General features: G+C 64.7%; 20 protein-coding genes and 1 tRNA gene. 19 read left to right on the top strand and 2 right to left on the bottom strand.

Translation table 11 applies throughout. The annotated features are described in order from the left end of the window. Window positions 1–11 precede the first annotated feature (11 nt). From ACVOKO_RS06170 to ACVOKO_RS06100, 15 genes are all read left to right on the top strand, one after another. A complete protein-coding gene (locus tag ACVOKO_RS06170; protein WP_346498063.1) occupies window positions 12–2,501 on the top strand; it encodes an MtrB/PioB family outer membrane beta-barrel protein in 2,490 nt (829 codons plus the stop codon). Further along, the gene (locus ACVOKO_RS06165) at window positions 2,498–3,262 is read left to right on the top strand and encodes a c-type cytochrome (protein ID WP_346498062.1); all 765 of its coding nucleotides are present in this window, start codon (window positions 2,498–2,500) and stop codon (window positions 3,260–3,262) included. Before ACVOKO_RS06170 ends, ACVOKO_RS06165 begins: the two co-directional genes overlap by 4 nt. Window positions 3,263–3,332: 70 nt before the next feature. Beyond that, on the top strand, window positions 3,333–3,785 hold the full coding sequence (gene azu / locus ACVOKO_RS06160; RefSeq protein WP_346498061.1) for an azurin: 453 nt from the start codon (window positions 3,333–3,335) through the stop codon (window positions 3,783–3,785). A gap of 139 nt (window positions 3,786–3,924) precedes the next feature. After that, entirely contained in the window at window positions 3,925–4,677 is a 753-nt protein-coding gene (gene ccmC / locus ACVOKO_RS06155) for a heme ABC transporter permease CcmC (protein ID WP_057626105.1), read from the top strand. Beyond that, complete coding sequence (gene ccmD, locus ACVOKO_RS06150) at window positions 4,674–4,847, top strand: heme exporter protein CcmD (protein WP_346498060.1); 174 nt, start codon at window positions 4,674–4,676, stop codon at window positions 4,845–4,847. Before ccmC ends, ccmD begins: the two co-directional genes overlap by 4 nt. Further along, window positions 4,844–5,311 (top strand): cytochrome c maturation protein CcmE, encoded by a 468-nt coding sequence (gene ccmE, locus ACVOKO_RS06145; protein WP_346498059.1) that lies wholly within the window; start codon window positions 4,844–4,846, stop codon window positions 5,309–5,311. The genes ccmD and ccmE overlap by 4 nt, the downstream gene beginning before the upstream one ends. Continuing rightward, a complete protein-coding gene (locus ACVOKO_RS06140; protein WP_346498058.1) occupies window positions 5,312–7,246 on the top strand; it encodes a heme lyase CcmF/NrfE family subunit in 1,935 nt (644 codons plus the stop codon). It abuts the gene before it with no gap. Next, entirely contained in the window at window positions 7,243–7,863 is a 621-nt protein-coding gene (locus tag ACVOKO_RS06135) for a DsbE family thiol:disulfide interchange protein (protein WP_346498057.1), read from the top strand. The genes ACVOKO_RS06140 and ACVOKO_RS06135 overlap by 4 nt, the downstream gene beginning before the upstream one ends. Beyond that, window positions 7,860–8,312, top strand: coding sequence for a cytochrome c-type biogenesis protein (locus tag ACVOKO_RS06130; RefSeq protein WP_346498056.1), 453 nt, complete (start codon window positions 7,860–7,862; stop codon window positions 8,310–8,312). The genes ACVOKO_RS06135 and ACVOKO_RS06130 overlap by 4 nt, the downstream gene beginning before the upstream one ends. Continuing rightward, the gene (locus tag ACVOKO_RS06125; protein ID WP_346498055.1) at window positions 8,306–9,322 is read left to right on the top strand and encodes a tetratricopeptide repeat protein; all 1,017 of its coding nucleotides are present in this window, start codon (window positions 8,306–8,308) and stop codon (window positions 9,320–9,322) included. Before ACVOKO_RS06130 ends, ACVOKO_RS06125 begins: the two co-directional genes overlap by 7 nt. 677 nt (window positions 9,323–9,999) lie before the next feature. Then, window positions 10,000–11,124 carry a homoserine O-acetyltransferase MetX gene (metX, locus tag ACVOKO_RS06120; protein ID WP_346498054.1) on the top strand — a complete coding sequence of 375 codons (1,125 nt, stop codon included), beginning with the start codon at window positions 10,000–10,002 and terminating at the stop codon, window positions 11,122–11,124. Window positions 11,125–11,216: 92 nt separating this feature from the next. After that, window positions 11,217–12,053 carry a DNA ligase gene (locus tag ACVOKO_RS06115; RefSeq protein WP_346498053.1) on the top strand — a complete coding sequence of 279 codons (837 nt, stop codon included), beginning with the start codon at window positions 11,217–11,219 and terminating at the stop codon, window positions 12,051–12,053. Window positions 12,054–12,917: 864 nt separating this feature from the next. Next, window positions 12,918–13,523 (top strand): DUF1294 domain-containing protein, encoded by a 606-nt coding sequence (locus tag ACVOKO_RS06110; protein WP_346498052.1) that lies wholly within the window; start codon window positions 12,918–12,920, stop codon window positions 13,521–13,523. A gap of 202 nt (window positions 13,524–13,725) precedes the next feature. Continuing rightward, entirely contained in the window at window positions 13,726–15,696 is a 1,971-nt protein-coding gene (locus ACVOKO_RS06105) for a PEP/pyruvate-binding domain-containing protein (RefSeq protein WP_346498051.1), read from the top strand. A gap of 103 nt (window positions 15,697–15,799) precedes the next feature. Next, complete coding sequence (locus tag ACVOKO_RS06100) at window positions 15,800–16,072, top strand: hypothetical protein (protein WP_346498050.1); 273 nt, start codon at window positions 15,800–15,802, stop codon at window positions 16,070–16,072. Window positions 16,073–16,138: 66 nt separating this feature from the next. Here the strand turns inward: ACVOKO_RS06100 and cydC are convergent, their stop codons facing one another. Continuing rightward, entirely contained in the window at window positions 16,139–17,806 is a 1,668-nt protein-coding gene (gene cydC, locus ACVOKO_RS06095) for a thiol reductant ABC exporter subunit CydC (RefSeq protein ID WP_346498049.1), read from the bottom strand. Beyond that, window positions 17,803–19,578: a thiol reductant ABC exporter subunit CydD gene (gene cydD, locus ACVOKO_RS06090; RefSeq protein ID WP_430980723.1), complete on the bottom strand. Its 1,776-nt coding sequence runs from the start codon at window positions 19,576–19,578 to the stop codon at window positions 17,803–17,805. Before cydD ends, cydC begins: the two co-directional genes overlap by 4 nt. A 143-nt stretch (window positions 19,579–19,721) precedes the next feature. Between cydD and ACVOKO_RS06085 the strand changes: the two genes are divergently transcribed. From ACVOKO_RS06085 to ACVOKO_RS06070, 4 genes are all read left to right on the top strand, one after another. Beyond that, on the top strand, window positions 19,722–21,308 hold the full coding sequence (locus tag ACVOKO_RS06085) for a cytochrome ubiquinol oxidase subunit I (protein WP_346498047.1): 1,587 nt from the start codon (window positions 19,722–19,724) through the stop codon (window positions 21,306–21,308). A 15-nt stretch (window positions 21,309–21,323) separates the two neighbouring features. After that, a complete protein-coding gene (cydB, locus tag ACVOKO_RS06080) occupies window positions 21,324–22,475 on the top strand; it encodes a cytochrome d ubiquinol oxidase subunit II (protein ID WP_346498046.1) in 1,152 nt (383 codons plus the stop codon). 32 nt (window positions 22,476–22,507) lie between these two features. Next, the gene (gene cydX / locus ACVOKO_RS06075; RefSeq protein WP_282269734.1) at window positions 22,508–22,618 is read left to right on the top strand and encodes a cytochrome bd-I oxidase subunit CydX; all 111 of its coding nucleotides are present in this window, start codon (window positions 22,508–22,510) and stop codon (window positions 22,616–22,618) included. A 60-nt stretch (window positions 22,619–22,678) separates the two neighbouring features. Next, a tRNA-Pro gene (locus ACVOKO_RS06070) sits at window positions 22,679–22,755 on the top strand. Window positions 22,756–22,781 lie beyond the last annotated feature (26 nt).

The following is a 22,781-nucleotide window of genomic DNA, read 5'->3' as shown; positions in this document are numbered from 1 at the left end:
GCTGCTCATTGTTGTCCCTGGCTTTGATTGCCGGCCTGGCACAAGCCCAGGACAGCGGCGCCGGCATTGACCTGCAGTTCGGCAACTGGCTGGACGCCAGCGGCCGCATCGCTTGGGACGGCTGTGATCCGGACGGTGAAAGCTGGTTGAGCGCGGAGAACAAGCGGACCCCCACCGGCTTCCTGTACGGTTGCGCGCCGCAACTGGCCACGGCCAGGCCTTTCGGCGATAACGGCTGGGCCTGGTCGGGCAATGTCGCGCTTGGCTACCTGCACCTCAGTGGCGATGAGCGCAACACCAACTGGCGCCGCTTCCGCGACCCTGACGATGGCATCGTTCTGCAGGCCAACTTCAGCCTGGCGCGCGCTGAGGATGGGCGCTACGTCGATGTTCGCATGAGCCACCTTGACCGCGACAACCAGTACCTGCGCGCGGTGTTCGGGCAGGCGGGCCGCTACAAGGTGCAGGCCTTCGCGCGCAGTACGCCGAATGTGCTCAGTGGCAATGCGCGCTCGATCTGGGATGGCGTCGGCAGCGCACACCTGACACTGAAACCCGGCCTCGCTGCAGCCGGCAGCAGCGCCGCGCAGGTGGCAGCGATCTCGGCCGCGCAACCGCTCAGCAGCTTGCGCGTGGTGCGCGACAAGGTCGGGGTGAGCATCAACTACCTGCTCAACCCGCGCTGGACCGGCTATGCCAGCCTCAGCCACGAAGAGCGCAGCGGCGCGCGTCCCTTCGGCGGGCCGTTCTTCTTCAACTACCCCTTCCCGGCCAATGGCGGCGTTTATGAGATCCCGCGCCCGATCGATGACAGTACGCTCAACTTCATGGGCGGCGTCCGTTTTGTCGGCAATGTCTGGCGCAGCGATTTCAACTACACCGGCTCGTTCTTCCGCAACGCGCACAGTTCCTATGACTACCAGGTGCCCTACGGCCTGTACTCGGTGGCCGGGGCCTACACGCCACCGCTGACCCAGGGCTCGTTCGCTTACGAGCCGGAGAATGACTACCACCGCCTCGGCTTCACCTTCGGCCGCAGGCTTCCGTCCTGGAATGGCGATTTCTCGGTGAACCTGGCACTGACCACCATGCGCCAGAACGACAAGCTGTTGGCACCAATGGATTGCCAGGGACAGTTCGGGCAGGCGCTGGCACCGCCCTTCATCTACGACTGCGCCAACTGGAACACCACCGACGCACTGTCGCGCAAGCGCGCCGGCCTGGCCATCAACAACCAGAAGGTGGATGCGCGCCTGGTGCTGATGCCCAGTGACGATGTCACCTGGCGCAATACCGCGCGCTATCTGCGCGAGGACTACAGCGGCAGCTATTGGGCCTACAACCCGCTCACCGACCAGTATGGCTATATCGCCGAGAACGGCGCGCAGGGCAGCGTGGTGCCGGGCGAAATGGGGGTCTGGGATCGCGGCCCGAACGCCTCCGTGCTCACCCGCATCCGCAACCTGCCGCTGGACAAGGAAACTCGCGAGGTCTCGACCGGCGCCGACTTCCGCAGCAGCAACAAGAACACCTTGTCGGCCAGCTACACCTATACCGCGATCGAACGCGCCCACCGTGAGGTAGCCACCACCCACGACAACCTGCTCAAGCTGGGCTGGAACAACCGCGCGCTCGACTGGCTGACATTCCGCGCCAACTATTCCTACCTGGACCGCAGTGGCAGCAGGTATTACTACGACCCCTACGAGTTCACCTTCTCCAGTTCCCTGCCCGGCTTTGTCGAGCCCGCAGGTGGGCTGAGCCCGCATACGGTGTCCAACCTGCGCAAATACGACATCGCCTCGCGTACGCAGCAGAAGATGGACCTGATGGCCACCTTCATCCTGCCGCATGACATGACGATCTACGCCTCGGTGCGCGGTGACCGCAACCGCTATGACGCGCAGATTGGCCGGCAACGTTTTGACACCTATGCCGGCAGCGTGCAGTGGGAATGGCAGCCCAACCCCAACACCACTGCCAGCGCCTGGTATGGGTTGGACCGCTCCACCCTGGTGTTTGCCAACGTCAACGACGCCACCGGCTCGGACCCGGCGCTGGGCGGCCCGACCTATCCGGACGCCAATCGCTGGTGGATGGACGATGCCCAACGCAACCACTACGCCGGCTTGAACTTCACCCGCCGGCTGGGCCGCGCCACCCTGGACCTGGCCTGGAACTGGACCTATTCGCGCGGCAAGACCAGCTACCGGATGAACTCGCCCGACGCCCTGACCACGCCGGCCAATGCGGCACTGGCCACCGGCAGCTATCCGGTGATGGTGTACCGGGTCAACTCGGTGACTGCCGGCCTGTCCGTGCCGCTGAACAAGCGCATGCGCCTGCGCCTGTTTGATACCTATGAGCGCGGCAATCTGTCGGACTGGCATTACTTCGGCTTCGAGGACACCCTGGTCTATGACCATCGGGTCTATACCGATGGCGGGCCATCCAGCTACAACGTCAATCTGCTCGGCATGTTGTTCGAGGTGGCCTTATGAAGGCGCTCTGGTTGATCGCCGCGCTTGCGGCCACCCCACAAGCCGATCCACCGGCGAGCACCGATGCGGCCGCGGCCACGCCCGCCGCCGACAACGCTGCAGCGGCCACGCCACCACCGCCGGCACGCTACGACCTGCGCAGCGCACATGCCGCAAGTGGCGATGCCCAGGCCGGCAAGGGCAAGTCCGAGATCTGCGCGGCCTGCCATGGCGGCGACGGCATCGCCATCACCCCGGCCTTCCCGAATCTTGCCGGGCAGAAGGAGGCCTATCTGTACTGGGCGCTGCATGCCTACAAGAGCGGGCGCATGCCCGAGTCACCGATGACCGCGATGGCCGCGCCGCTGGAAGAACAGGACATCCGCGACCTGTCGGCCTACTACGCCAGCCTGCCGGTGCCGCCACCGGCCGCCGATGCACCGCCTGTCGAACTGGACCCGGCGCTGCTCAGCCAAGGCCAGGCGATCTACAGGAACGGTGATACCCGCAAGGGCATTCCGCCCTGCCAGGGCTGTCACGGCGTCGACGGCCGCGGCAACCCGCAGGCCGGTTTTGTCGACCGCAGCGGGCGCATGCCATATGCCGCCTACCCGGCACTGCGCGGGCAACAGAACGATTACCTGCAAACCCGTCTGCAGCAGTTCCACGACGATGCCATCGATGCCTCCAGCAACAGCCGGGTCATGCACGGCATCGGCCAGCGGCTGGACGCGGACAGCATCAAGGCGGTGTCCACCTGGCTTTCATCGCTCAAGCAATAACCACCCCACCCGCCACCGCGCGGTGTGTTCCCGCTGTCCTGTTCAAGAAGTCACCGATAAGGAGTCACCCATGAAGTCCCGTATTTTCCTTGCCCTGCTGCTGATCGGCGGCGCATCCGCCGCGCACGCTTCCGATACCTGCTCGGTCAGCCTGGAAGGCAACGATGCGATGAAGTTCAACGCCGTCAATATCGACGTACCCAAGAGCTGTGCGAACTTCACCATCAACCTGAAGCACGCCGGCAAGATGGCCAAGAACATCATGGGCCACAACGTGGTGGTGGCAAAAACCGCGGACATGGCCGGCATCGACAGCGACGGCATGAAGGCCGGGCTGGCTGCGGACTACATCAAGGCCGGCGACACCCGCGTCATCGCCCACAGCAAGGTGGTCGGCGGTGGCGAAACCACCTCCCTCTCGATCCCGGTCGCCCGCCTCACCGCCGCTGCCGCGCCACTGTCGTTCTTCTGCAGCTTCCCGGGCCACGCGACGATGATGAAGGGCACGGTGACCCTCAAGTAGGCCATCCCGCACCGCCGATATCCGGATTTGCGGTATCTTGCGCTAGTCTGAAAACAGCAACGGTGGTGCAGCCCGCACCGCCCAGCCGGCCAGGCCGCAGATCGCGGCCCGGCCATCGTCTTCCTCAGCGAGCGAGCGGATGTTCAAAGGTTTAGCAGGTTGGTTTCACAAGCTGGGCTCCCCGCCTTACTTCGATACCTTCGCCGCCCGTTGGTCCACCTGGTGTTACATCGCCGCCCTGCCCCTGTTCGGCTTCGGCCTGTGGCAGGCACTGGCGGTGGTGCCGGCCGACTACCAGCAAGGCGATAGCTTCCGCATCCTCTACATCCACGTGCCGTCGGCATGGATGAGCCTGTTCGTATTCGGGCTGATGGCCTTGTACAGCGCCATCGCGCTGATCTGGCGGATCAAGCTATGCGAAATACTGGCGATGGCCTGCGCGCCCATCGGCGCCGCATTCACCCTGATCACCCTGCTCACCGGCAGCATCTGGGGCAAACCCATGTGGGGCACCTGGTGGGACTGGGACCCGCGCCTGACCACCGAACTGATCCTGCTGTTCATGTACCTGGGCGTGATGGGCCTGTACGGCGCCATCGATGACCGCCGCGCCGCCGCGCGCGCGGCCGGCCTGTTGGCCATCGTCGGCGTGGTGATGTTGCCCATCATCCGTTACTCGGTGGTGTGGTGGAACTCGCTGCACCAGGGCCAGACCATCCGCGTGTTCGGCGAATCCAGCATGGACAGCAGCATGATCCTGCCGCTGTGGATCATGGTGCTGGCCACCAAGTTCTGGTTCGCCGGCTCGCTGCTCTCGCGTGCACGCGCCGACAACCTGCGCCGCGAGGTTGGCAAGGCCTGGCTGCGCGAACGGCTGGAGAAATCGGCATGAGCTATTTCAAATACGTGGCGCTGGCCTATGCGGTGTTCTTCATCGTGCTGGCCTGGGACTTCATCGTGCCGCGCCTGCAGATCCGTCAGCAGCTGCGCGAGGCCCGTGCGCGCATCCAGCGCGCCAGCCGTACCAGCAGCGCAGCGGTTGACGAGGAATTGAGCCGATGAGCCCGACTCAACGCCGCCGCCTGCTGTGGGTATTGCTGGTGGTGCTGGTGGCCGGCGCCGCCGTCGCCCTGGTCAGCACCGCCCTGCAACGCAATATCGCCTATCTGTACACCCCGGCCGAGGTCAAAGCCGGCAAGGTCGCGCCCGATGCCCGCTTCCGGCTCGGCGGCATGGTCGCCAAAGGCTCGTTCAAGCGCGAACCCGGCGCCCTGCTGGCGCGCTTCGAGGTCAGCGATGGCGATGCGGTGCTGCCGGTAACTTATGACCGCATCCTGCCGGATCTGTTCCGCGAAGGTCAGGCGGTGGTCGCCACCGGGCGCATGGCCAACGGCGTGTTCGTTGCCGAGGATGTGCTGGCCAAGCATGACGAGACCTACATGCCCAAGGAGCTGGCCGACAAGATGGGCGTGGCGCACGACAAGCACCAGGTCCCGGCCACCACCCCAACGACGGGAACGCCCTGAGTGCTTGGTGAAATCGGACAGGTACTACTGATACTCGCCCTGCTGGCAGCGTTGCTGCAAAGCGTCCTGCCACTGGTCGGTGCCCAACGCGGCATTCCGGCGCTCACCGCGATAGCACGACCGGCAGCGATGCTGCAGCTGACCATGGTGCTGGCCGCCTTCGTGGTGCTGACCATCGCCTTCGTGCGCCAGGATTTCTCGCTGCGCTACGTCGCCGACAATTCCAACTCGCTGCTGCCGATGATCTACCGCTATTCGGCGGTATGGGGCGCGCACGAAGGCTCGCTGCTGATGTGGTCGCTGGTGCTGGCGCTGTGGACTGCCGCCGTTGCCGCGTTCTCGCGGCAGCTGCCGTCGGAAGTGGTGGCACGGGTATTGGCGGTGATGGGCATGATCAGCGTTGGCTTCCTCGCCTTCCTGCTGTTCACCTCCAATCCGTTTGCACGCCTGCTGCCGGCAGCGTCTGAAGGCCACGACCTCAACCCGCTGCTGCAGGACCCGGGGCTGATCATCCATCCGCCCCTGCTGTACCTGGGCTACGTCGGCTTCGCGGTGCCGTTTGCCTTCGCCATTGCCGCATTGATCGACGGCCGCATCGACGTGCGTTGGCTGCGCTGGACGCGGCCTTGGACCAATGCGGCATGGGGCTTCTTGACCATCGGCATTGCCCTGGGCAGCTGGTGGGCCTACTACGAGCTGGGCTGGGGTGGCTGGTGGTTCTGGGACCCGGTGGAAAACGCCAGTTTCATGCCGTGGTTGGTGGGCGCAGCCCTGCTGCACTCCCAGGCGGCTACCGAAAAACGCGGCGTATTTGTCGGCTGGACCCTGCTGCTGGCCATTGCCGCGTTCGCGCTGTCGCTGCTGGGCACCTTCCTGGTGCGCTCGGGTGTGCTGACCAGCGTGCATTCGTTTGCGGCCGATCCTTCGCGCGGTCTGTTCATCCTGATTTTCCTGGGCATCGTCGTCGGCGGATCGCTGCTGCTGTATGCCCTGCGCGCGCCCGGCATCGGCGGCAACAGCGACGATCCACGTCGCGCCTTCGCCCTCAACTCGCGTGAAAGCCTGCTGCTGGCCAACAACCTGCTGCTCAGCTGCGCCTGCGCCATGGTACTGCTGGGCACCTTGTACCCGCTGCTGGCCGACGCGCTCGACCTGGGCAAGGTATCGGTAGGGCCGCCCTATTTCGGCACGCTGTTCCTGGTGTTGATGGCGCCGATGATCGTCTTGCTGCCGTTCGGCCCGCTCAGCCGTTGGCAGCGCGAGCAGGGCCTGCGCACGCTGGCGCTGCTTGCGCCCTGGGCCGGGCTCGCGCTGCTGCTGGGTATCATCGGCTGGTGGATGGCGCCGCAGGGCAAGTTCAAGACCGCGCTTGGCATCACCGGCGCTGCCTGGGTGGCCGGTGGCACCGGCTATTACCTGTGGGCGCGGCTGCGCAAGGGCGGCCGCCTCAATGCCGAGACCTGGGGCATGTTGATTGCCCACTTCGGCGTTGCCGTGTTCCTGGTTGGCGCGTTGCTGGTGGAAGCGCTGCATGTCCAGCACGAGGTCGCGCTGGCGCCGGGCAAGACCGTCGACGCAGGTGGCTATACGCTGCTGTTCGAGGGTGTGGACGCAACCGACGGGCCCAATTACCACTCCGACCGTGGCCACCTGCAGGTGCTGCGCGGCGACACTTTGATCACCCGCCTGCACCCGGAAAAACGCATGTACGCCAGTGGTGGCCAGCCGATGACCGAAGCCGGCATCCACCCCGCCCTGGGTGGCGATATCTACGTCGCGCTGGGAGAATCACTGGGCGACGGCTCCTGGGCCGTGCGCGTACAGATCAAACCTTTTGTCCGCTGGATCTGGCTGGGCGCGGCGCTGATGGCGCTGGGCGGTTTCATCACCGCCGTCGACCGCCGTTTCCGTCGGCTGCCTGAGAAATCGAAATGAATAGTCCCTCACCCAAAACCTCCCATCGGCTGCCGCCCGTCGCCATCGCCCTTGGCGTGCTGTTCTTCGTCGGCTTGATGGGTCTGATGCTGTATGGCGTCAGCCGCTCCGGCAAACCGGACCGCGACAGCCTGCCCTCGGCCCTGCTCAACAAGCCAGCGCCGGCGTTCTCATTGCCGGTGCTGCATGATCCCAGCGTGCACGTCACCGACAAACAACTGCGCGGCGCGCCCTATTTGCTCAACGTCTGGGGCAGCTGGTGCCCGACCTGCCGCGATGAACATCCCATCCTGACCCGCTTTGCCGAAACCAAGCGGGTGCGCGTGATCGGCTACAACTGGAAGGATGAGCCCAGCGAAGCGCTGCGCTGGCTTGAGCAGCTGGGCAACCCGTACATGGTGGTGCTGGCCGACGAGGATGGCCGCACCGCGCTGGACTGGGGCATCGCCGCCGCACCGGAAACCTTCCTGGTCGATGGCAGCGGCATCGTGCGCTGGAAGTACAGCGGCGCCATCACCCAACAGGTCATGGACGAGCAGCTGATCCCGGCACTGGAAAAAGTGGAAGCCGCTGCCGGCGGTGCGCACGGCGCACCGGATTTCGGGGCCACCCGATGAAAGCCTGGGCTGGCGTATTGCTGTGGCTGTGCCTGGCGTTCACCGCCAGCGCCCAACCAGCCGGCGACCCCAGCCCGCTGCAGTACCGTGACCGCGCCGAGGAAGTGCGTTTCCACGCACTCACCGCGGAACTGCGTTGCGTGCAATGCCAGAACCAATCGCTGGCCGACTCCAATGCGCAGATCGCCCACGACCTGCGCCGCGAAGTGCTCAAGCTGATGCACGAAGGCCGCAGTGACGCGCAGATCAAGCAGTTCTTGGTCGAGCGCTACGGCGAGTTCGTGTTGTACCGGCCACAGCTGGAAGCCGGCACCGCCCTGCTCTGGTTCGGCCCGGGCCTGCTGTTGCTGGCCGGCGCGGTGCTGCTGGTCGTGCATGTGCGCCGCCGTGGCCGCGCGGTGCCTGTTGCCCCCCATGACGACGCCAGTCAGGAAGAACGCGAATGGTGAATGTTTGGTTCCTGATCGGCGCTGGCGTGTTGGCGGTAGCAGCAACCGGAATCACCTTGTGGCCGCTATGGCGTGCCGGTAAACGACGCATCTGGGGCAGCCTGGTTGCGTTGGCGCTGGTCGCCACGCTGGGCCTGTACCAGTGGCTGGGAACACCGGCGGCAATGCAGCCACAGTTCGAAACAGCCGCTGCACCGCAGACCATCGAAGAAGGCATTGCCCAGTTGCAGGAGGCGTTGCAGCAGAATCCCGAGCGCGTCGACGGTTGGGTGCTGCTGGCCCGCTCGCAGCTGGAAATCGGCAAGGTTGCCGATGCCGCCGCATCCTACCAACGCGCCGCGCAGCTGGCGCCGGACGAGCCAACGCTGCTGATCGAAGCCGCACAAACCCGCGCCCAAGCCGATCCCAAGCTCCTGTTCGACGCCACCGCACGGCAGTGGTTGGCCCATGCGCGGCAGATCGCGCCGGACAACGAACGTGCCATCTGGCTGACCGGCATCGTCCAACGCCAGCAAGGCCAGGACGAACAGGCCGCGCAGACCTGGGAAAGCCTGCTGTCACGGCTGGAGCCCGCTGCTGCCCGCGCACTGCAGGAACAGATCGATATCGCCCGCGGCAAGACCCCAGGCAACGCGTCCGGCAGTACGCCGGCAGCCACCGCCGCCAACAATTCCGGCATCCGCGTAACGGTGATGTTGGCGCCAGCATTGGCCGCGCGCGCCGCCTCCGGCAAGGAAACCGTGTTCGTCATCGCCCGCATCCCCGGCGGTCCGCCGATGCCGGTAGCGGTGGAACGCCATCCGGCGCAAAGCGAGCCGCTGACGGTCACCCTCGACGATGCCGACAGCCCGATGCCGACCCAGAAACTTTCAGCCCTGCAGGAAGTGGAAGTCTTCGCCCGCCTGTCTGCCAGCGGCAACGCCATGCGCGGCGAAGGCGATGTCGAGTCGGCACCGGTCAAGCTCAAGCTGCCTGCTGACAAGCCCTTGACCATCACGCTGGGCCAGTGAAGCCCTGCAGGCAGCATTGTGGGAGCGGCGTAAGCCGCGAAGCTGGCTTCGTAGGAGCGGCATAAGCCGCGAAGCTGTCCATGCCAAAGCGCACGGCACCCGTGCCACCTGACTGGCGCGCTTGCTTCGCGGCTAACGCCGCGCCCACAAAAGCTGGGCCTCGCCCTGCGCGAAATCGCCACAGCCCCGTAGCCCGGGCAAGTGCAGCGCACCCACGGAACTCGGCACAACATGCAACGCCCTGCAGCCAGCTTTGTAGGAGCGGCATAAACCGCGAAGCTGGCCATGCTGAAGCCCACGGCACCCGTGCCACCTGACTGGCGCACTTGCTTCGCGGTTGACGCCGCTCCCACAAAAGCTGGGCCTCGCCCTGCGCGATATCGCCACAGCCCCGTAGCCCGGGTAAGCGCAGCGCACCGGGGCAACTCGGCACAACAGGCAGCGCCCTGCAGGCAGCATTGTAGGAGCGGCGTAAGCCGCGAAGCTGGCCATGTTGAAGCCCACGGTACCAGTGCCGCCTGACTTGCACGCTTGCTTCGCGGCTTACGCCGCTCCCACAAAAGCTGGGCCTCGCCCTACGAGATATGGGCCACAGCATCGTCGCGAGGAAATACCCAGATAACCAGCGGTTATCATCCATGCGACGATGCGTCCGGCATCCCCGCTAAAATTGGCAGATGACTGAATTCATTCCCGAGGGTAGCCGTTTCCACGCGCTGTCGTCCCCGTTCCCGATGAAGCGCGGCGGCAGCCTGATCGGCGCCCGCGTCGCCTACGAAACCTGGGGCACGCGGGCAGCCGACGCCAGCAATGCCATCCTGATCGTCACCGGCCTGTCGCCGGATGCGCACGCCGCCAGCAATGCCGACAATCCCGCGCCCGGTTGGTGGGAGCCCATGCTCGGCCCGGGCAAACCAATCGATACCGAGCGCTGGTTCGTCATCTGCGTCAACTCGTTGGGCAGCTGCAAGGGCTCCACCGGGCCTGCCTCGCTCGACCCCGCCACCGGCAAAACCTATCGGCTGTCCTTCCCCGAGTTGTCCATCGAAGACGTGGCCAACGCCGCCGCCGAAGTCGTGCACGCTCTGGGCATCAAACAGCTGGCCTGCCTGATCGGCAACTCGATGGGCGGCATGACCGCGCTGGCTGTGCTGCTGCAGCACCCGGGCATCGCCCGTGCCCATATCAATATTTCCGGCAGCGCCCGCGCCCTGCCGTTCTCCATCGCCATCCGTTCCCTGCAGCGCGAAGCCATCCGCCTGGATCCGGCCTGGAACAACGGCGACTACGATGAACTGCACTACCCGGAATCGGGCATGCGCATGGCACGCAAGCTCGGTGTCATCACCTATCGCTCGGCGCTGGAATGGGATGGCCGCTTCGGCCGCGTACGGCTGGACTCGGACCAGGTCGACGAAGACCCCTTCGGCCTGGAGTTCCAGGTGGAAAGCTATCTGGAAGGACATGCACGACGCTTCGTGCGCCGCTTCGATCCCAACTGCTATCTCTACCTCGGCCGTTCCATGGACTGGTTCGACCTGGCCGAATACGCAAACGGCGATGTACTCGCGGGGTTGGCGAAAATCCGTGTTGAACGCGCACTCGCCATCGGCGCCAACACCGACATTCTGTTCCCGGTGGAACAGCAGCAGCAGATCGCCGACGGCCTGCGCGCAGGCAGTGCCGACACGCAGTTCATCGGCATGGATTCACCGCAGGGCCATGACGCCTTTCTGGTCGATTACGACCGCTTCGGCCCCGCTGTAGCGCAGTTTCTGCAGACACTACCGACAGCGGCGTAAACCCATCGCCGACAGCTGATACCGGCACCCGCCAATGGGCACCGGTATTGGCCACGCTGCACACTGGAACCTCCGCCAACCAGAGGCCAGCCATGATGCGTCTGCTCCTGTTTCTGCTGTGTTGCCTGGGCAACGTGCTAGGTCACGCATATGCCGCTCCGCCATCATTGATGCTGGCTGGAACATGGCAGGACGGGCCGGATGTATCGCTCTATCTGGTCAGTGAAAAACTCGATGGCGTACGCGCCCGCTGGGATGGGCAGACATTGTGGACGCGTGCCGGCCACCGGATTGCGGCACCTGTCTGGTTCACCCAAGGCTGGCCTGACCAGGCAATGGATGGCGAACTATGGATGGCACGCGGCCAGTTCGAGGCGACCAGCGCGCTGATCCGCAGCAGCCCTGGCGACGAGACGCAGTGGCGCAGGCTCCGCTTCATGGCCTTCGACCTGCCCCACGGCACCGGAGGTTTTGGTGACCGCCATGCGCAACTGGCGCGGATGATCGCCACACAAAGCAGTCCTCACCTGCTGGCCATCGAACAACAGCGTCTACCTGACAGCGAAAGCCTGCACCGACACCTGCGCGCGGTGGTCATGGCAGGCGCCGAAGGCCTGATGCTGCACCATCAGGACAACCCATACAGCAACGGTCGCAGCACCGGCCTGCTCAAACTCAAGCTGTACGATGACGCAGAAGCCCGGGTGGTCGGCTACGCCCCCGGCAAAGGCAAATACAGCGGCATGGTCGGCGCGCTGCTGATGCGCAGCGACAGCGGCGCACAGTTCCGCATCGGCAGCGGCCTGAGCGACGCACAACGCGCCGATCCCCCAGCCATCGGCAGTCAGGTCACCTATCGCTACAACGGCCTGACCATACACGGCATACCTCGCTTTCCACGCTTCCTGCGTGTGCGCGATGAACCTTGAGCGGCCCTTTGCCGGTCTGTTGAACCCAACCGCAGAGAACAGCAGCGGCATAGGCGAGCTGTTGTGGGAACCGTGGGAGCGGCGTTAACCGCGAAGCAACTGCACCATCAGATCCACAGATCCTCAAGCCTTCGGCACCATCAGCTTCGCGGCTCACGCCGCTCCCACAAACACCTGTCCGCTTACACGAGAACGGCTCGGATAGGACCTCCTGTGGATGATGCGACTCAACCGGCTTTCGTAGGAGCGGCGTAAGCCGCGAAGCAACTACACCATCAGATCCAGAGATGCCCAGCCCTTCACCAACCCCGACTTCGCGGCTCACGCCGCTCCCACAAGCATCTGCTGGCCAGCGGGTGACAGACGCACTGTTCTGACAGGCCCTGTCCCGGTGATTGATGCGACTCAACCCGGCTTTTGTAGGAGCGGCGTCAGCCGCGAAGCAACTGCATCATCAGACCCACAGACACGCAAGCCTTCAGCACCATCAGCTTCGCGGCTGACGCCGCTCCCACAAACATCTGCTGGCCCGCGGGTGACACACGCACTGTTCTGGCAGGACCAGCCCCGGTGGTTGATGCGGCTCAAACCGGCTTTTGTGGGAGCGGCGTAAGCCACGAAGCAACTGCGTCGTCAGATCCACAGATATCCGGATCCTCAGCAGCACCAGCTTCGCGGCTTACGCCGCTCCTACAAAGGCCCTGGGGCCAGCCAGGAACTTCGCACAGCGCCGCGAGATTGATGCACCTCCCGCTACACAACCCGCGCAACACTGGCCCGAACGGCTGGGCGCGCCTGCCGCCCGGCACTTCCCTCCTACCCGCATTTGCGTTGCAATGGCGCCAACGAACAGGGCGGAATCCGATGCGCTACCAAGGCAGGTTGCAGGACTGGAACGATGACAAGGGATACGGCTTCGTCCTGCCCAATGGCGGTGGTGACCGGGCCTTCGTGCATATCAAGGCGTTCGAGCAACGCTCGCAGCGGCCGAGCAATGGCATGCTGATCAATTACCAGCTGCGCACGGATGAGCGCGGCCGCCTCAACGCCATCGCGGTACGCTCGGCTACCGCCAGCAAGGCCGCCGTTGCACCGAAACGAGCTGCAGCCACCGCCCGCTTGCCGCATGTCAGCCTGGGCGTAGGCGCCCTGCTTGGCCTGTCCGGGCTATGGATCGTAAAGCTGGTTCCGGACTGGACGCTGTTTACCGCGCTCGGCATGAGTGTCGTTGCGCTGGGCTTCTACCTGCATGACAAAGGTGCGGCAGCGCGCGGGCAACAACGGGTGCCGGAAAACACCTTGCACCTGCTTTCCCTGCTCGGCGGCTGGCCGGGTGCGCTGATCGGCCAGGGGCTGTTCCGGCACAAGACCAGCAAGCAGAGCTTCCAGTTCGTCTTCTGGCTGACGGTTGTACTCAACATCGGCGCGATTGTGTTGATCGCCAGTGGAAAGATAGCCCTGCCGCAATAGTGCGAGCCTCATCGCTCATACGCGAGCAAGGCCAAGCCAAGCCCCGGAACAGCCAGCAACATCGGCTGGCCCTGCCCCCCAACAAACCGACAGGAATCGCCTTGCTTTCACCCAGCAAGCAGGCCGCACACCTGGGTTTCAATGCCGCTGGATTATCATTCGGCCTCCGCTATTCCAGCACGGCGTCATGGATCGAGCCCGCATGCAGTCAATCTTCCGCTTTGTTTCCCTGCAGCTTGTTGTAGCCGCCCTGTTGCTGGGCACGATCCCGCAGGCCTCGGCACAGACGGCCCGCAAGCCCTCGCCCTACGAGTACCGGCCCGGCACTGCAGCACCAACAACCGACAGCGCACAAGCGCCTGCACATCTGCCGCGCATCGGCAGCCGTGATGACTTCATGCGCCTGGCACGGGTGTACAACCCTGGCACGCCGCTGGAAATGCCGCACCTGATCTTCACCATCGACCGCCGCGATCCTGCGCGCATCTACTACATCAACACGCCGCGCTATTCCCTGCATGAAACCTTCGTGCGCCGCGAACGGCTGGTCGCGCAGCTGGACAAAGCCACGCTCAATGCACAATACAAAGACCCGCAACGACGCTTTCTGTTCGGCACGGTCAGCTGGCAACGCGACCTGCCCGGCTATACCTATGAATTCTGGGAAGGTGATCAGCTGACACCGGCCTTGTTGCGGCAGACAGACCAGCTGGTGCGCGCATCGTTCTACGAGGCCATCCGCTTCAAGACCAATTCCACGCTGCACGAACAGACTGCGCGCACTGCCGGCCTGCCCTTCGTTACCCAGGAGGCATTGCTGCGCGAGCAGCGTTTCCTGCCGTTGAACACCGGTACCGCCCAAGGCCGCCTGCGCATCATCCGCTCGGTCGAGCAGACGACGGATCTTTCGCCGCAGGACATCGTGGTGCTGGACGAGGTCCCGATCGCCTTGTCGCCGGTGGCGGGCCTGGTCACCCAGCGCCCGTCCACCCTGCTGTCGCACGTCAATCTGCTGGCCAAGGGCTGGCGTATTCCCAACGTCTATGTGCGCGATGCGCAGGCTGCGCTGCGCCAATACGACCGGCAGTGGGTGGAGCTGCAAGTCAGCAACAACAATTACACGGTGCGGCCAATCGCGCGCCCTGCGCGTACCCCGTCGCGGTCGGCGCAACCCAGCGCGCGCAATCTGCCACGCCCCGATCTCTCGGTGACCACGCTCAAGCCCTTGTCCGCCCTGCGTGCCCGGGACAGCAGCCACTGCGGCGTCAAAGCGGCGAACCTGGGCACCTTGAAATCCGCGCTGCCACCGGCCGCACAGGTGCCGGACGGCTTCTGCGTTCCTTTCTCGTACTACCAGACTGCGATGCAGCAGCTGCGGATCAGCGAACGTCTGAGCACATTGCAGCAGCGTCCCGGCTTTGCCACCGATGCCAAGGTACGTCGTGACGCACTGACTGAGCTACGTGCGCAGATCAGCAACGCCACGCCTGATCCGGCGCTGGTGCGCAGTCTGCAATCGCAATGGCAGGGTCAGCTGCGCGGGCGCGGTGTATTCGTGCGCAGCTCCTCCAATTCCGAGGACTTGCCGAATTTCAGCGGTGCGGGCCTGTATACCACCGTGCCGAATGTGGTCGGCGCCGACGCGCTGGTGCATGCGATACAAACCGTGTGGGCGTCGGTCTACAACTTCGAGGCCTATGAAGCCCGCAGTGCCGCCGGCCTGGGCCAGGACGCAGTAGCAATGGCGGTGCTGGTGCAGGTAGCAGCACCGTCGGACAGCTCCGGGGTGATGATCACCCGCGATCCCTTCGATGCCGGTCGTCGCCACATCACCTACATCTCGGCCAAGCGCGGCCTCGGCATCCGTGTCGTGGAAGGCAAGCGGCAGGCCGAGCAGGTGATGTACTCGACCTGGTCCAAGGCGGTGCAGGTCCTGAGCCGCTCGGCCGAAGATACCCAACTGGTTGCCAATGCCAGCGGCGGCGTGCGCGAAGTAGCGATTGCCGGCTCGCGCCAGGTGTTGACCGATAGCCTGATCGCCCGACTGGCCGCAGTGGGCAGCCGTACCAAACAGGCACTGGGCGGGGTGGAACAGGACATCGAGTGGGCCGTCGTCGGCGATGACATCCTCATCCTGCAGTCGCGTCCGTATGTGGATGGCAGCAGTCGCTGACCAGCCCTGTTTGGAACACCCTGCCCGGCAAGCAATGCAATGATGCGTGCATGCGGCAGCCACGGCTTCCATCCTTGATCCACATCACGGGAACCCAAACGCCATGACCTTCTGGCTTGTGACAACTGCCGTCAGTATTGGCTTGGGCTGGATTGCCAGCAGGCTATGCCGGCGAGTCTGGCTTGCCGTTGTGATTGCCGCCCTGTTGGGCGGCTTGCTGGCTCCCTGGCTCGGCCTGCGCTTTGTCTGGGACGTTACCGGCCACCGCGATGCACAGGATGGCCTTGCCTTCCTGATCGGCCCGCTGGTGAGCGTGCCGGTTGCCTGCATCGCTGCCTACTTTTTCCAGCGCTTGCGCCGCAGCGCAGGCCGTTGATGGCCAAGCCCTGGGGTGTGCAGCCGCAATGACAGCGAGGCCTGTTGGCCCCGCTGTCGCCGCGCTTCATTGCAGGTCCAAGCGCCCCTGCTGCAAGCGGTACTCCCGCTGCACCACTCCTTCCGGCAAGCGGTCGTGGGTGATCATCAGCAGGCTGCGCTGACCAACGGCGGCGGCAAGATCAACCAGCAAGGCATGCGCGGTATCCACATCCAGGCCTTCGGTCGGCTCATCCAGCACCATGATCGGCGCATTGCGCAGCAAGGCGCGCGCCAGGGCCAAGCGCCGCGCCTGGCCCGCCGACATGGTTGCGCCATTCTCGCCAACCCAGGCATCAAGCCCGCCTTGCTGCTGCGCCCAGTCATGCAGACGCACCTGCGCCAGCACGTCCCATAGCGCAGTGTCACTGGCCTGTGGATCACCAAGCCGCAGGTTCTCGGCAATGCTGCCGGCAAACACCGGTGCGCCCTGTGGCAACCAGGCAATCTGCCGATACCAGTGATCCTGTGCGAACTCGCGCAGGTCGATGCCACCAAAGCGCACGCAGCCCTGCTGCGGATCCCACAGCCGTAGCAGCAGGGCCGACAAGGTGGTTTTGCCGCAACCGCTGTCGCCACGGATCGCGATGCGGTCACCCGGTGCCAGCTGCAGGTCCACGCCATCCAGCAAGCGCCGTGTTTCGCCCGGCCAGGCAAACACCACCTGCTCGAATGTCACCGCAACAGAACCCTCCGGCACCGTGCGCGGCTGCGCAGGCTCCTGCACGGCCGGCGGCTGGTCGACGATCTGCCGCAGCCGCTTGCCGGCAACCCGCGCCGACTGCAAGGCCTGCCAGGCAATGCCGCTACCGGCTGCCACTTCCAGCAGGGCCACGGTCAGGAATACCAGCGTGGCCGCGAACGGTGCTTCCACCTGCCCAGCCTGGAACGCAGACAGGGCCAGCCACAACATCGCCAACAAGCCCAGCCCGGCGATGGACGAATGCAGAACGTTGCCGCCGATCAGCCGACGACGACGACGCTGGTCGCTGTGCGCCAGCTGCTGCGCGGCTGCATCCACGCGCAGCGCCCAGTCGTCGCGGGCATCCAGCGCGGTCAGGTCGGCCACGCCTTCCAGCCCTTCAAACGCCAGCGTGCGCAGGCTGGCGCGCTGCTGTGCGCGCTCTGCCTCGACCGCATCACCACGGCGTACCGCAAACACCGGCACGCCAATACCCACCAGCAGCGCCAGCAGCAGCAACAACACCGCCGCAGGCCAATGAATCAGGCCCGCTGCCAGCACCGTTGCCAGCGCGATGCCGGCCAAGGCCAGCAAGGGGCTGATGGCGCGCACCATCAAGCCATCGACTTCGCCGATATCGGTGATCAGCCGCGCCAGCAGTTCGCCGGTACGGCTGCTGCCCAGCCGCGCGGGCGCCAATGGCAGGGCGCGCTGGAAGAACCACACGCGTAGATCACGGGCAATGCGCAAGGTTGCATCGTGGCCGACCAGCTTTTCGAAATAGCGCGAGACAATCCGCGCCATCGTCAATGCACGGATGCCGGCCGAGGGCGAGAAGAAATTGAACGTGGCACCCATGCCCAAGGCACCGGCCAGCGCTGCGGCGGTCAGGAATCCACCGGACAGACCAAGCAGGCCAACCCCGGCCAGCATCGTGGTGAACAGCAACAACGTCGCCAAAGCCAGCCGCCAGCGGTGGCGCTTGAACACATCACGCATCGTCTGTGGCTTCATGCACTTTCCCCCTGCGCCTGCGGCACCGAGGCCTGCAATTCGATGACCTTGTCAGCCCAACGCATTGCCGCTTCGCTATGGGTAGCCATCAGCACGGTACGGCCACGCGTATGCGCGGCCAGGGCCTGCAACAGATCGGCTTCGGTCTGCGGGTCGAGGAAGGCGGTGGGCTCATCGAGCAGGAACAGGTCCGGCTCCAGCAACAACAGCCGCGCCAAGCCTATCCGTCGTGCTTCACCGCCGGACAGGCCGAAGCCGCGCTCGCCGATCACCGTATCCAGACCCAGCGGCAGATGCTGAGCGAAGCGCATCACCTGGGCCACTTCGGCCACCGCCTGCAGCCGCGCCGCGCTCACTGCCGGGTCGGCAAGACGCAGGTTGTCGGCAATCGAGCCATGAAACAGGTAGGGCCGCTGCCCGGCGTAGCCAACCCGCACTCCATCGCGGACCACGATGCGGCCTTCGCGCGGCGGCAGCCAGCCGGCCAGCGCTTCCAGCAAGGTGCTCTTGCCACTGCCACTGGGGCCAACCAGCGCAAGCCGCTGGCCGTCGCCGATCTCCAGCGAGAACCCGCGCACTACATCATGTGCCGCACCCTGCGGCCGCAGCGTTGCGGCCCGAACCGCAACCAGCGGTGCATGCAGTTGCGCCGGCTCCGGCGCTACCAACGGCGCCACGACGGTGTTGGCCGCTGTTGCGTCGAGGTCATCGGCCAGCAAACGCTCGACCTCTGCAGCCGCTGCCAGCGCATTGGCACGGTCGTGATAGTGCGCGGCCAGACGCCGCAGCGGCGCATAGAACTCCGGTGCCAGCAGCAGGCAGAACATGCCGGTGCCCAAGGTTGGCACGGCCGCGTGCAGCGACATCAGGCCCAGATAGCTCAGGCCCAGGTACAGGGCCACCATCGCCACACTGACCGAGGCGAAAAATTCCAGCACGGTCGAGGACAGGAAGGCGATGCGCAGTACCTTCATCGTGCGTTCGCGCACGCCATCGGCGGCAGCGGCAACGCCCTCCAGCTCGGCTTCACCGCGCCCATACAGACGCAGCAGCCCCAGCCCCTTGATGCGGTCGGCAAAGTGGCCGCTCATCCGCGCCAGCTCGCCCAGTTGCGCGCGGCCGGCGGCTTCGGCACCCCAGCCCACCAGCATCATGAAGAACGGCACCAGCGGCGCGGTGAAAAGAAAGATCACTGCCACCACCCAGTCCACATAGGCCACGGCGGCGACGATCAGCAGCGGCACCACCACCACTTCCACCCGCACCGGCTGAAAACCGGCGTAATAGCCCTCGATGGCGTCGCCGTGGGACAGCAGCAGCTCGCCCAGTTCCCCACTGCGCTGGCGCCGCAGCCACAGCGGCCCGCGCGCCATCAACCGCCGGTAGACCTGCTCGCGCAGGGCCAGCTTGGCGGTATCGGCAACCTTGCCGGCGGCGGTCTGCGCCAGCCCGCCGAGCAGGCTGCGCAGCAGTAGAACTACTGCCAACACCCAGAAACCGTGAATTACCTGTACCCAATTCAGTTGTTCCACGACTATGCTCTGGATAAGCCAGGCAATGGCCCCCGCCTGCACGATCAGCAGCGCACCGGAAGCACAGACGGCCACGGCCGCCAAACGCTGCTGCGTACGGGCACCGGAGGCCAGAGTCGCCAGCCATTGCTGGTGCTGACGGCGTTGCTGCTGCGCTGCGTTGGAATGTGGAACTTCGCTCAAGACTGACAACTCAGGTGAAGGAGAACTACGTGATTGTAAGCAAGCCGTACCCCGCATGCCGGTCCCGCACCATCGGCGTTGGACAGCCAGCCCACATTGATCCAGATCAAGGCATTGGCAGGGCTGAACAGGGAGTATCGCCGCCATAGAACCCCTTCCCGCCACACCATGACGCCCAATTCCCACGAGGTAACCAGGCCATGATCGACTCAACAGTCGTAGAACTGTCACGTCTACAGTTCGCGCTGACCGCGATGTACCACTTCATTTTCGTCCCGCTCACGCTGGGGCTCTCTTTCATGATCGCGATCATGGAGAGCGTCTATGTGATGACCGGCAAGGATGTCTGGCGCCGGATGACCCTGTTCTGGGGTGTGCTGTTCGGCATCAACTTCGCCATGGGTGTGGGTACCGGCATCGTGATGGAGTTCCAGTTCGGCATGAACTGGTCCTATTACAGCCACTATGTGGGTGACATCTTCGGTGCGCCGCTGGCCATCGAGGGCCTGATGGCGTTCTTCCTGGAAGCGACCTTCATCGGCCTGTTCTTCTTCGGCTGGGGCCGCCTGTCCAAGGTGCAGCATCTGACCGTGACCTGGCTGATGGCGCTGGGCACCAATCTGTCGGCACTGTGGATCCTGATTGCCAACGGCTGGATGCAGTACCCGGTGGGTGCGGTGTTCAACCCTGAAACGATGCGCATGGAAGTGGTGGATTTCGCCGCCGTGCTGCTCAACCCGGTGGCCCAGGCCAAGTTCGTGCACACCGTTTCGGCCGGTTACGTGGCTGGCGCGATGTTCGTGATGTCGATCTCGGCCTTCTTCATGCTGCGCGGCAAGCACCGTGACATCGCCCGCCGTTCGTTCGCGGTGGCCTCGGCCTTCGGTCTGCTGGCTTCCATCTCGGTGGCCGTGCTGGGTGATGAATCCGGTTACGCCACGGCGGAAAACCAGAAGATGAAGCTGGCCGCCATCGAAGGCATGTGGCATACGCATCCGGCACCGGCACCGTTCACTGCCTTCGGCATCCCGAACCAGCAGGAACAGCGCAACGACTTCGAAGTGCAGATCCCGTACGTGATGGGCCTGATTGCCACCCGCTCGCTGGATGAAGAGATTCCGGGCATCCTGGATCTGGTCAAGCAGGCTGAAGGCCGCGTCAAGGGTGGCCAGATCGCCTACGCCGCCCTGCAACGCATCCGTGCCGACAAGAGCGACGCCGAAGCCCGCGAGGTCTTTGACCGTCATTGGCAGGATCTGGGCCACGGCCTGCTGCTGAAGCGTTACCGCGACGACATCGAGAACGCCACGCCGGAGCAGATTGCACAGGCTGCGCTGGATACGGTGCCAACGGTTGGCCCGCTGTTCTGGACCTTCCGCGTCATGGTCGGCCTCGGCATCTACATGATCGGTTTCTTCGCGCTGGCCTTCTATTACTCCTGCCGCAACAACTTCGAGCACAAGCGCACCTTCCTGCGGGTGGCCCTGTGGTCGCTGCCGGCACCGTGGATCGCCATCGAATGCGGCTGGTTCATCGCCGAATACGGCCGTCAGCCGTGGGCCGTGGATGGCGTGCTGCCGACCTTCTATGCCGCTTCCGGGCTGGCCGTATACGAAATCCTGGCAACGCTGATCGGCTTCACCGCGCTGTACACGGTGCTGCTGGTGATCGAAGTCAAGCTGATGCTCAAGGCCATCCGCAAGGGTCCGGAAGAAATCCTGCCCTCGCTGCAGCACCCGGCCGTCGCAACCCATCACGCCAACGCCCCCGGCAACGGCCAGGCATAAGGCAGGAGAACACTCATGGAATTCATTCTTCTGGACTACACAACGCTACGCGTGATCTGGTGGTTGCTGCTGGGCATCCTGCTGATCGGCTTCGCGGTAATGGACGGCTTCGACCTTGGCGTTGGCACCCTGCTGCCGTTCGTGGCCAAGACCGATGAAGAGCGCCGCCTGGTGATCAACACCATCGGCCCGGTGTGGGAAGGCAACCAGGTGTGGCTGGTGCTCGGTGGCGGTGCGATCTTCGCCGCGTGGCCGCCGCTGTATGCGGTGAGCTTCTCCGGGTTCTATCTGGCGATGTTCCTGATCCTGTTCGCATTGATCCTGCGCCCGGTCGGCTTCAAGTACCGCAGCAAGATGCCCAGCCAGCGCTGGCGCAACAATTGGGACAAGGCACTGTTTGTTGGTGGCTTCATCCCGGCGCTGATCATGGGCGTAGCGGTGGGCAACGTGCTGCTCGGCGTGCCGTACCACTTCGACGATACCCAGCGCGTGTTCTACACCGGCAACCTGCTTGGCCTGCTGACCCCGTTCGCCCTGCTGGCCGGCCTGGTCAGCGTGGCAATGCTGGTCTCGCACGGTGCGGCAATGCTGGTACTCAAGACCAGCGGCCCGGTCGCTGAGCGTTCGGCAAAAATCGGCAGCATCGCCGCCATTGCCTCGTTCGTACTGTTCGCCCTGGCCGGTGCCTGGGTTGCCTTCGGCCTGCCGGGCTACCAGATCACCTCGCAGGTGATCACCGACGGTGCCAGCAATCCGCTGCTGAAGACGGCTGAGTTCTCGCAGGCCGGTGGCTGGCTGCACAACTACAGCTCCATGCCGGCCACGATCCTGGCGCCGCTGGTGGGTCTGCTGGGTGCGCTGGCCAGTGCGGTGCTGCTGCGCAAGCGTCGTGGCGGCCTGGCCTTCATCGCCTCGGGCGCTTCCATCGCCGGCATCATCCTCACCGTCGGCTTTGCGATCTTCCCGTTCCTGCTGCCCTCCTCCACCAGCCCGGGCTCCAGCCTGACGCTGTGGGACGCGTCCTCCAGCCACCTGACGCTGTGGGTGATGCTGCTGGCCACCGGCCTGTTCCTGCCGATCATCATTGCCTACACCACCTGGGTGTACCGCGTAATGAAGGGCAAGACCACGGTGGAAGAAATGGGTGACAACCCGAACGCTTACTGATCGGCAACCGACAACACTAAGGAGACAACTCAATGTGGTATTTCGCTTGGATTCTGGGTGCGGGCCTCGCTGCGACGGTCGCCATCCTCAACGGCATGTGGTTTGAAGCGCGCGAAGCCAACAAGATCGATGCAAAGCGCTGAAAAACTGCGTGAAGGTATTGCCAAAACGCCGGACTGAGCGTATCTTTCCGGCTCCCTTCGCGGGGTGTAGCTCAGTCTGGTAGAGCGCTACGTTCGGGACGTAGAGGTCGCAGGTTCGAATCCTGTCTCCCCGACCAAAGGGTCGGTAAAAGCCTGGAATAAC

This window comes from Stenotrophomonas sp. STEN240, from assembly GCF_056756175.1.
This window is presented reverse-complemented; position numbering and strand designations above follow the sequence as displayed.